Below are 8,413 nucleotides of genomic sequence, written 5' to 3'. Positions count from 1 at the left end.
ATCTTATCTCCTTATCTTTCAGTTCTACTGTATGCACCACATAATTTATTGCATGCACCAATTTAATTTATAAAAAAAGTGCATACAAACCCTTGTATTTACTGGCTTTGTAGTCATTGCAACAAATGCACCATATTTTTTTAACTCATTATATACTTATATACTTTATATACTTTATATACTTTATATACTTTATATACTTATATATACTTATAATGTAAAAATATTTAGAGCATTTAGAGCATTCACCGATAAACCCTTATAAATACTGCATTCTCAATGCACCATTTTATTTAGATGAATTAGCGCATTCTTTGAGCATTAGAGCATATACATATTTACCCCGTAAATTTCCATTCCAACACCTAGTTTTTTCATATCCTAGCCGTTTCATCTCCCGATTGAATCGAGTAATTCCTAACGCCTCAAATCCATATTGCTTACAAAAGTCTTTATAAAACTTGTAATATTGATTAGCCACCACTTCATTAATCGGTACACAAACAAATTCTTTAGCAGTAGGGCTTTCATAGGGTTCAAACTCATTATTAAGCCACATGTCATTAAATATTGCTAAGGGGTTCATTTCTTTCAAATGCTCTTCAGTAGTGAGTAAGACTTCATCGCACATTGTGAATTGATAAGCTGAACGTAATCGCTGTAACCCCTCAAGCGCTCTATTCATAAGTACGGTAAGACCACCCGCTTCAATTATCTTGTTTAAAATTTCAGGATCCCATTCTTTTTAAATCTGCATTGAATGGAATAGCCACAAAACGCCTTTCATGCCCCCGCTTGTATCTACAACCCTAGGCATAGTGTTCGCACTAAATATATGCTTACATGTTGGATATATAACATATCCTTGTTTTCCTTTCTGCTCTACCTTGACAGGGTCACCACTAACTAATTTCTTTAGGTTATCTGTTTCTAATAGCGCCTTATCGCTTATGTCATCGCCTATATTAACAGCTATATATTCCATACCGGCTAACTCAAAGCGCCCACCGTATTTATTTAGTGGCGTATTGCCTACATTCCAATGCCCTAATAATTCCGTTAGCAACTTAAAAAATGTACTTTTCCATTGCTACCCTCACCAATAATAATAAAAAATTGATGTATAAATATTGTTGGCGATAAGCAATACCCTATAAATTCGTAAAGCAGGTTTTCTATATCTTTATTACCGCAAGTAATTGTATTCATAAACTTATCAAGAATAGAGCATTCACTCTGTAAGCGATTATATTCAGTAGGTATATACCGAGTGCATATAATATCAGGCGAATACCTGAATGTTGCTCGATTAAAAACATCAAGAATAACATTTTTAGTTGCTATATAGTTTTCAAATTTTATATCCTTAATTTCTGCCATATCTTCAATATACAGTCGCACTTCTCGTTGACGGTTATTAGAAATATTTTTTATTCGCCTTCGTATTTCTGCGTTCAATTTCTTACTCGGTAGCGTTTTATAAACACCATATTCTTCACTATAAAACATTAAATCCCGATTAAATATATTACCGTCTTCTTCATATTTATTTTGTCTAATACGGCAAATTTTTAATTCGTTTATAAGGTCATCACCTAATTGTTGATGTAAAAATGTTCTACCGTTGAAATATTTCCCATTTCTAAACATATAATCCCCTTTCATTTGATATCCCTGCGGGGAATTGATATAATAAAAAGGAAGTATAAAGCCTGCTAGCTTTACTTTCCTTTACCGCTTCATGTGTTGGCGCACATGGAGCGGCTTTTTCTTTTTCTGACATGATCCATCACACCCTTTCTAGTTCTGCGGTTCGAATTACCATGAAGCGGTCAAAATCTGCAATATTGATTAATTCAACACCTGGGCTAGTTCGTCTAAATGAATTCTTAAACTTTGGCCGTGTTTTCATATTCTGCAATAACCGCCACAATGTAGTTCGGCTGACATTGTACTTAATCATGAAGAATTTAGGTCTTGCATACTCTTGTTGTATTAGCTCCATACAAACACATCCTTTCTTAATAAAAACGCCTTACAAACGAATATTCACAGTTAGAGAGATGATAATATGATAGGTTGAGGTTTACACTGTGAATAATTCGTCTACAGGAACATTTAAAGCCTTAGCCAATTTATTAGCAATAGGTATTCCGCATGGTTTACCACGTAACAAATTATATATTGTTACAATACCTACTCCCGCTTCTTTAGCTAAAGCTTTAGAAGATAAACCATGCTTTAACATTAATTCTCTAAGTATTTGAACTTTTACATTCGCCATTACTTCAATTCTATTCTGCATATATTTCTTTTCCTCCTTTTAAATTTCATTGTAACTTCAAATTACAACTAAATTTTAAATCACAATGTTATATTTTGTCAATACAATGTTTTATAAAATTACAATATAATTTAAAATATCATTGAATTACCGCTCTTATTCTGCTAATATATGTTTAGAGGTGATAATAAATGATAATATCAACACTAAAAAATATATTATATGAACGAGATTTAACAGCCTATAGGGTAGCAACTGAAACTAACAGTTCAAGAACTTTTATCCAGAATTTAATATCTAATAAATTTCAACAACTTAATGTTGAATATCTTAACAATCTATGTAAATATCTAAATTTAAATTTTACAGATTTTTTATATTACTACCCATTTAATATTGATATAACACTGGATAATAATATTTTTAAAGTTATAGTTAATTATGATAATGATGAGTTTCTAGAAATGTCGCTTTATGTGACTTTACTAAGTGAAAATAAAATTCCTGTAGTTAATATAAAAGATTCAGACTTCGAAAACTGGCGTTCATTTTATGAAGACCATGAAAATATATTATTAGAGCTAACTTTAGAATCTATAGAAGAAATTTATCGAAAAAAGCAAAACTATAACTTAGAACCCTTTATTTTTCTAACAAGAGTATCACTATTAACAGATGTTAACCTGTAATAGGCTTGTTATTTCTCGCCCACAAGAGAGGACAAATAGACATGTGGATAGAGGAACGACAAACACAAAAAGGCACGGTATACCGTTACTATGAACGGTACAAATGCCCTAAAACAAACACTATGAAGCGGGTATCTGTTACCCTAGAAGGTAATAGCCCTAAGCACCAGAAAAGAGCCTATACAAAGCTTATGTGCAAAATAAATGAAGCTAAAGAAGCGCTAGAAGTTAAGACTATTACGCCTACCGTAACACTGTATCAAGTAATAGAAGAATGGATAAACTATTATAAGCCTACTGTATCCCCTAGAACTCAAAATACCTACGATTCTTCATTCAATCGCTTAAAAGCCTTATTTGAGGATATACCACTATACGACCTAAAAAGCATATATATTGAAGAAGTATTGGTTAATTTTCATCACGTACAAGGTGCAACTTATAAATACACATGTAGCCTTTTACGCATACTAAAAAACGCCCTGCAATACGCAAGGCGAAAAGGGTATATAGCTAATGTACAGGACTTTTTAGACATTACTATAAAAGCAAAGCCAAAGACTATTACCGAGATTAGAAAAGCAAGTAATAAATTTCTGGATCATAACGAACTAAAACTATGTTTTGCACAGTTAGCCAACATTCATAAGCGTATAGGCCTTCTGATAGAATTTATGACATTTACAGGCTTACGCATAGGGGAGTTATTAGCGCTCCGTGAGTGTGATTACAACCGCTTCAATGGTGCAATTGATGTAAACGGTAGCTATGACGCCAGCACTAGAACTAGAGGAACACCAAAAAACCTATACAGCTATAGAAAAGTTCCTCTTAATGATAGGTCAAAAGAAATTATAGAGTTCTTTATACGCTCCAATAGATGGCAATATATGAGCCTCGGTGAGCCACCAGAAGAAGAACGCTATATATTCATCAATCAGAATGGCCACCCTTACGAAACGCAACAAATCAATAAGATATTAAAGCGTTAGACATCAACGGCAACAATTAACATTACTTATAACATATTAGCTACTAAGTGAATTAGGTGTCCCCTTAAAGCTATCATGGCTAGAGTTGGCCACAATAACCCTCGGACTACATTAGAAATATATTCACATGTGACGGAACATATGAAAGAAAATATAATAGAAAAACTAAATACTATTAATTTATAGTTGCCCTTTTTTTGCCCTTTTCTAATAAATACAGCTAGAAAAGCAATAATGAAGCGGTGTTCCCAAATTCCGCTCCATTATTAAAAACACTAAGAAGAAAGATTTCATCTTGTTTCAAAAGGTCAACTATTCAGGTAGTTACTAGGTTTATACAAGATTGAAGTATTTCTTCTTTTTTCATTTTTATTATATGTTTGCCCTTAAAAGCGCCCCCTAGGCTTGCCCCCTAAAACGCGTTTGCCCCCTACAATTAAATATAGGAAACATCATATTATCACCTCTCATAGGCGGGCCATGCGCTCGCCTATTTTTAATAGTATGATTTAATATCTAATGTACCTTTTTCCTCTCGCTCTTTCATGCGACTAAGATAAGTTCTTATGTTCCTTTGGATTTGTGAAATTTTCTTACCACTTAATTCGCTTACTTCTTCAACTGTGTAATTATATACGATTACATTACTAACAAGTCTATGAGATTCTATACTATTCGATAAATCATAATTACAACACGCCCGCAACGCCTTTCGCACATCTTTAATATACGGCTCGCTCTGCTTCTCTAAGGCTGCTATTTCAGCTATTAATTCTTCTCTATTAGCCACGATATGCCCTATTTTATCCCCTTTATGGCCTTTACCTCTCGGTGTATTGGATATATAACTAACCGTTACCCCATCAAGGCTATATAGTTTAGCTTTTAGCACATGAATTTTATCATTTAATCGCATAAGTTCTAATGTCTTTTCATAATATCCCATTCCGTCCACCTCATTTAATCCGTACTAACAAATAAAAATCTCCTAAGGTATTTATATCTAAACTATCTATACTTACAGCGCAAATAAGAGAATTACTTTTCTAATAAAACAGCCACAACAGGCGTATCATTCCCCATTGTGGCTATTTCTATATCATCTCTCTATCTGAATTATGCACTTGTGCTAACGGTCATAGGTTGATAATAAATAGCGTCTTTTTTATTATCCAAAATAAAGGCATCATAACATAAACGCCCCTCAACTAAGAAGCCGTTAATCCCTGGCGGGTTATCATGAATTTTATAATCGTTTAGCTTACGAGGGCATACTGTGGCTACAGGGTGAACCACCATAAAGCCGAAATTCTTTGGTAAACGGGAAGCAGGTACTTTCAATACTTGCATACCGTCTAAGCTACTGATTACCCCTTTAATACGCATATCGCTACCAACTTCTGTATTCATAACAATATCTTTAGATTGTTTCATTAAGAAGTATGTATCAGGTGTTACAACAAGAATACGCCCTGCTTCTGGTACTTCTTTATTGTCTAACGCATTAGTAGCCGTTAAAATCTCTGTAGCAATATTATCAACAGTCAATGCTTTTGCCTTAGGTTTAATCCCTGCTTCAGTACAAATCTTATTTAGTGTGTACTCATCAAATTCAGGAATTGCAACCTCTCGCAATTGACGTTCTAAAGCTTTCGCTGCACCTAATGCATCTCCTGTTTCCTCATCATCTAATCTATCAATTACAAATGTAAATGAACGGTCACGGCTTAATGTCATTTCTTGCGTGGTTGCGTCTAGCGTTTTAACCTCGCCATAATATGATTTACCGCCGTATTTGCCCTCTAAATCACGATCATAATCATTCATTTCAGAAGTGCTAACTTTATATATTCGCACCGTCTTAACACCTATCCAATCATAATCTTGATTAGTTAACAAGTCGCTTTTACTTTCCGTTGTGAATTTCTCATCTACTAATGAAGCATATTTAGAAGCTAATTCAATCGTTGCCATATAATATTCAATCCTTTCTAACTAGTCCAAAGGCTTCACGCAATGAATCACTCATTACAGCATCACTATCATAAGCACGCCCAGGGTCCATGGCACTACCAGCGCCCGGCTGAGATGTATTTTTAACAGCCCATAAATTTTCTTTCAACCACGCTTTTACACCGTCTTTTACAGAAACAGCATTCCCATCTTCTCCTGTTACCATAATAGTTCCATCATCACTAATATTTGCGCCACCACTAAATACATGTACTAAACTAGCTGTATTTATTGCGTTACCTTTGGTTAATTCATCAATAATTGCATTTTTAATTTTTTCAGTCTTTAGTTGCTCCGCCTGTGCTGCCTTATCTTCTTTTAGTTGTGATAATTCAGCCTGTAGGCTTGCAACCTGTCTATTTAATTCGCCCATAGCGTCAGCGTCTGCACTGTAGCGCTTGCGTTCACGTTCAAGACGATCTTTTACAATGTTATCTACTTCTTGCTGTGTAAACAGCTTTTCATTCCCATTATTACCGCTTTGGTTTGCGTTATTACTCATAATTCATTCTCCTTTTTATCCCTAAAGTAAGGTTATACAACACACCCCGCCATAGCTGTAATTTAATTACAGCTATGGCGGGGAATATTGTTTGTGGTTGCCGAAGGTAAACAAAACCACTTTAACAGAGTTGTACTCAACATTAAAAGAAGGTAATGCTTAGTATCCTAGCTAAATAAGTCCCACGGACAAAATAAAAAGCCGAGGAAATAACAGCACTCCTCTAACCCAGAAGAGATTTATTATTCCCACGGCTATTCAACATTCCTAAGCCCTTGCGCATTGAACCCAGTTCAGTTTTATTTATTTGCCTTACCATTATAATTCGTCAATTACAATAGCGGTACTTTGCTTATTTAACTATCTTTATTATACCATATTTCAAGGCATATAAACAAGCAAAAAGCACCGCCATTACTGCATTTATCGCTACTTTATACCCTTAATTTTAGGGTTAATATATGCGATTGTCCTAAGTTCTCCATTAACAGGCCTAGAAATAAATTTCAATCGATATTTATCAACAGAAAACTGTTTCAACACTTCACCTACTATGCATTTATCTTCTTTAGGATTATAACTAATTTTAGCTTTTATCATTGTATCATCTCCTTTTTAGGGCCTCCGAAATCTCCGAATACTCTTTTTTTAGGGAGTCAGAAATGTAAGGATACCTCTTTTTTAGGGCCTCGCAAATCTCGCTATACTCTTTTTTAGGGTGTCGCAAAACGTTACCCCCTTAATACATAAAATAAATATCAGGTTTTATAAGGTTTTGACCTTAACAAACATTAACATTTCAACCTCAAGTTTTCTCAAGTTTTATATGTTGGCCATGTTGAAATGATATAACAAAACACGACTTTTAAACTTTTGCTCAATTTTGAGCGAATGTCAACTTTTATCAACATCTGAACTTGCTCTTTTTTGAGCCTGTTCAATGTCAACTTTTGTCAACAATTCCACATTAAAAAGTAGCAAAACACGACTTTTAGACTTTTGCTTAATTTTGAGCGAAAGCAAGGCAAGTTTATTTTTTACATCTAGCTAATGCTTGCGATCACAGTTGCCGTAATTGCTCCATACGCTCCAGAAGAACCTACCTTGAATAAGAGTAAAGGCGCTATGGATATAACACAACGCCCCCTAAATTGGCCTACTAGCTGTTCTTTATTAGGCCCTGCTACAATGTCGCTACTACTTCATCATACGCTTTTCTCATGTCAAAACCTGCACGCTTACCCTCTCTATAACAACGTATACACATTTCAGCTAATACATCATTCCATTTACGCCCTGTTTCAGCGCTTTCAACGCAACTTCTCATAATTCTATAACAACATCAAAATCGTCAAGTTCATTTACATTTTCACAAGTTATATTTTCAACTAAGTTTATATTTTCCATAATAAATACCCTCACTTTTTTAACGTAAATTCTATCCTTTAATACTTGCTTTCTTAGGTTATATTCTGCTTTAGTAGCGTAACAAGCTAATGTCTTTCCGTTGTATTCCATTGTAAACGGAGTGATATTATAGTCATAAAAACCAAAGTTAGCACAAATTTCATTTAATGCGTCCATTGTATTCACCGTAAAAAATACTGTTTTAATATTTCTATGTACTGCGTCTGTCATAACTTCTACAGCTTTTATAAAAGTACTGTCTTGAATCGATGTCTTTTTATTCATACGCCATCACACTGCTTACCGTTAATATAGCCTAGTAAATATAAAGTTTTCACTCTCGCCATTAATTTAAGCTCCTCATCTTCGATATTCTCAAGGCTAAATGCATCTAACAGAACTAAAACATTGATTATATTATCTAACACTTCCTGAGTAAAGACTTCATCTTGAATTTTACTATCTTCTTATAGCACATATGCGCTTTTTTAAATTCTTGTTCATCCCAAACTAATTTATTAAACAT

Annotated in this window: 14 protein-coding genes; 2 read left to right on the top strand and 12 right to left on the bottom strand. The window is 34.1% G+C overall.

The features are described from left to right. Positions 1 to 289: 289 nt before the first annotated feature. The 6 genes from DYE54_RS09975 to DYE54_RS09955 all read right to left on the bottom strand — a co-directional run bounded on the left by DYE54_RS09975 (position 290) and on the right by DYE54_RS09955 (position 2,305). Positions 290 to 685, bottom strand: coding sequence for a hypothetical protein (locus tag DYE54_RS09975; RefSeq protein WP_115311150.1), 396 nt, complete (start codon positions 683 to 685; stop codon positions 290 to 292). A 60-nt stretch (positions 686 to 745) separates the two neighbouring features. Next, positions 746 to 1,066, bottom strand: coding sequence for a DUF5906 domain-containing protein (locus DYE54_RS09970; protein ID WP_115311149.1), 321 nt, complete (start codon positions 1,064 to 1,066; stop codon positions 746 to 748). Further along, positions 1,060 to 1,650 (bottom strand): hypothetical protein, encoded by a 591-nt coding sequence (locus DYE54_RS09965; protein ID WP_115311148.1) that lies wholly within the window; start codon positions 1,648 to 1,650, stop codon positions 1,060 to 1,062. Before DYE54_RS09965 ends, DYE54_RS09970 begins: the two co-directional genes overlap by 7 nt. Next, on the bottom strand, positions 1,643 to 1,783 hold the full coding sequence (locus tag DYE54_RS10205) for a hypothetical protein (RefSeq protein ID WP_172460603.1): 141 nt from the start codon (positions 1,781 to 1,783) through the stop codon (positions 1,643 to 1,645). Before DYE54_RS10205 ends, DYE54_RS09965 begins: the two co-directional genes overlap by 8 nt. 6 nt (positions 1,784 to 1,789) lie before the next feature. Then, complete coding sequence (locus tag DYE54_RS09960; RefSeq protein ID WP_115310734.1) at positions 1,790 to 2,005, bottom strand: hypothetical protein; 216 nt, start codon at positions 2,003 to 2,005, stop codon at positions 1,790 to 1,792. Between the two features lie 81 nt (positions 2,006 to 2,086). Beyond that, positions 2,087 to 2,305, bottom strand: a complete 219-nt coding sequence (locus DYE54_RS09955) for a helix-turn-helix transcriptional regulator (protein ID WP_115310733.1) — start codon at positions 2,303 to 2,305, stop codon at positions 2,087 to 2,089. A gap of 170 nt (positions 2,306 to 2,475) precedes the next feature. Between DYE54_RS09955 and DYE54_RS09950 the strand changes: the two genes are divergently transcribed. Both DYE54_RS09950 and DYE54_RS09945 read left to right on the top strand, forming a co-directional pair. After that, positions 2,476 to 2,973 carry a helix-turn-helix domain-containing protein gene (locus DYE54_RS09950; protein ID WP_115310732.1) on the top strand — a complete coding sequence of 166 codons (498 nt, stop codon included), beginning with the start codon at positions 2,476 to 2,478 and terminating at the stop codon, positions 2,971 to 2,973. A gap of 41 nt (positions 2,974 to 3,014) precedes the next feature. Then, positions 3,015 to 3,965 (top strand): tyrosine-type recombinase/integrase, encoded by a 951-nt coding sequence (locus tag DYE54_RS09945; RefSeq protein ID WP_115311147.1) that lies wholly within the window; start codon positions 3,015 to 3,017, stop codon positions 3,963 to 3,965. Between the two features lie 496 nt (positions 3,966 to 4,461). Here the strand turns inward: DYE54_RS09945 and DYE54_RS09940 are convergent, their stop codons facing one another. The 6 genes from DYE54_RS09940 to DYE54_RS09925 form a co-directional block, all read right to left on the bottom strand. Beyond that, the gene (locus tag DYE54_RS09940) at positions 4,462 to 4,911 is read right to left on the bottom strand and encodes a hypothetical protein (protein WP_115310741.1); all 450 of its coding nucleotides are present in this window, start codon (positions 4,909 to 4,911) and stop codon (positions 4,462 to 4,464) included. A 170-nt stretch (positions 4,912 to 5,081) separates the two neighbouring features. Next, complete coding sequence (locus DYE54_RS09935; RefSeq protein ID WP_115310740.1) at positions 5,082 to 5,939, bottom strand: hypothetical protein; 858 nt, start codon at positions 5,937 to 5,939, stop codon at positions 5,082 to 5,084. Positions 5,940 to 5,946: 7 nt separating this feature from the next. Next, positions 5,947 to 6,480 (bottom strand): hypothetical protein, encoded by a 534-nt coding sequence (locus DYE54_RS09930; protein WP_115310739.1) that lies wholly within the window; start codon positions 6,478 to 6,480, stop codon positions 5,947 to 5,949. 429 nt (positions 6,481 to 6,909) lie between these two features. Beyond that, complete coding sequence (locus tag DYE54_RS10200; protein ID WP_172460580.1) at positions 6,910 to 7,080, bottom strand: hypothetical protein; 171 nt, start codon at positions 7,078 to 7,080, stop codon at positions 6,910 to 6,912. A 583-nt stretch (positions 7,081 to 7,663) separates the two neighbouring features. After that, positions 7,664 to 7,807 (bottom strand): hypothetical protein, encoded by a 144-nt coding sequence (locus tag DYE54_RS10195; protein WP_172460602.1) that lies wholly within the window; start codon positions 7,805 to 7,807, stop codon positions 7,664 to 7,666. Then, positions 7,804 to 8,172 carry a hypothetical protein gene (locus tag DYE54_RS09925; protein ID WP_115311146.1) on the bottom strand — a complete coding sequence of 123 codons (369 nt, stop codon included), beginning with the start codon at positions 8,170 to 8,172 and terminating at the stop codon, positions 7,804 to 7,806. Before DYE54_RS09925 ends, DYE54_RS10195 begins: the two co-directional genes overlap by 4 nt. Positions 8,173 to 8,413: the final 241 nt, after the last annotated feature.

Origin of the sequence: Veillonella criceti, from assembly GCF_900460315.1 — a bacterium.
Lineage (GTDB): Bacteria > Bacillota > Negativicutes > Veillonellales > Veillonellaceae > Veillonella_A > Veillonella_A criceti.
This window is presented reverse-complemented; position numbering and strand designations above follow the sequence as displayed.

Coding starts and splice junctions, on each gene's coding strand:
- DYE54_RS09975 (WP_115311150.1), bottom strand. CDS start 685: ATGAATAGAGCGCTTGAGGGGTTACAGCGATTACGTTCAGCTTATCAA.
- DYE54_RS09965 (WP_115311148.1), bottom strand. CDS start 1,650: ATGTTTAGAAATGGGAAATATTTCAACGGTAGAACATTTTTACATCAA.
- DYE54_RS10205 (WP_172460603.1), bottom strand. CDS start 1,783: ATGTCAGAAAAAGAAAAAGCCGCTCCATGTGCGCCAACACATGAAGCG.
- DYE54_RS09960 (WP_115310734.1), bottom strand. CDS start 2,005: ATGGAGCTAATACAACAAGAGTATGCAAGACCTAAATTCTTCATGATT.
- DYE54_RS09955 (WP_115310733.1), bottom strand. CDS start 2,305: ATGCAGAATAGAATTGAAGTAATGGCGAATGTAAAAGTTCAAATACTT.
- DYE54_RS09950 (WP_115310732.1), top strand. CDS start 2,476: ATGATAATATCAACACTAAAAAATATATTATATGAACGAGATTTAACA.
- DYE54_RS09945 (WP_115311147.1), top strand. CDS start 3,015: ATGTGGATAGAGGAACGACAAACACAAAAAGGCACGGTATACCGTTAC.
- DYE54_RS09940 (WP_115310741.1), bottom strand. CDS start 4,911: ATGGGATATTATGAAAAGACATTAGAACTTATGCGATTAAATGATAAA.
- DYE54_RS09935 (WP_115310740.1), bottom strand. CDS start 5,939: ATGGCAACGATTGAATTAGCTTCTAAATATGCTTCATTAGTAGATGAG.
- DYE54_RS09930 (WP_115310739.1), bottom strand. CDS start 6,480: ATGAGTAATAACGCAAACCAAAGCGGTAATAATGGGAATGAAAAGCTG.
- DYE54_RS10200 (WP_172460580.1), bottom strand. CDS start 7,080: ATGATAAAAGCTAAAATTAGTTATAATCCTAAAGAAGATAAATGCATA.
- DYE54_RS10195 (WP_172460602.1), bottom strand. CDS start 7,807: ATGAGAAGTTGCGTTGAAAGCGCTGAAACAGGGCGTAAATGGAATGAT.
- DYE54_RS09925 (WP_115311146.1), bottom strand. CDS start 8,172: ATGAATAAAAAGACATCGATTCAAGACAGTACTTTTATAAAAGCTGTA.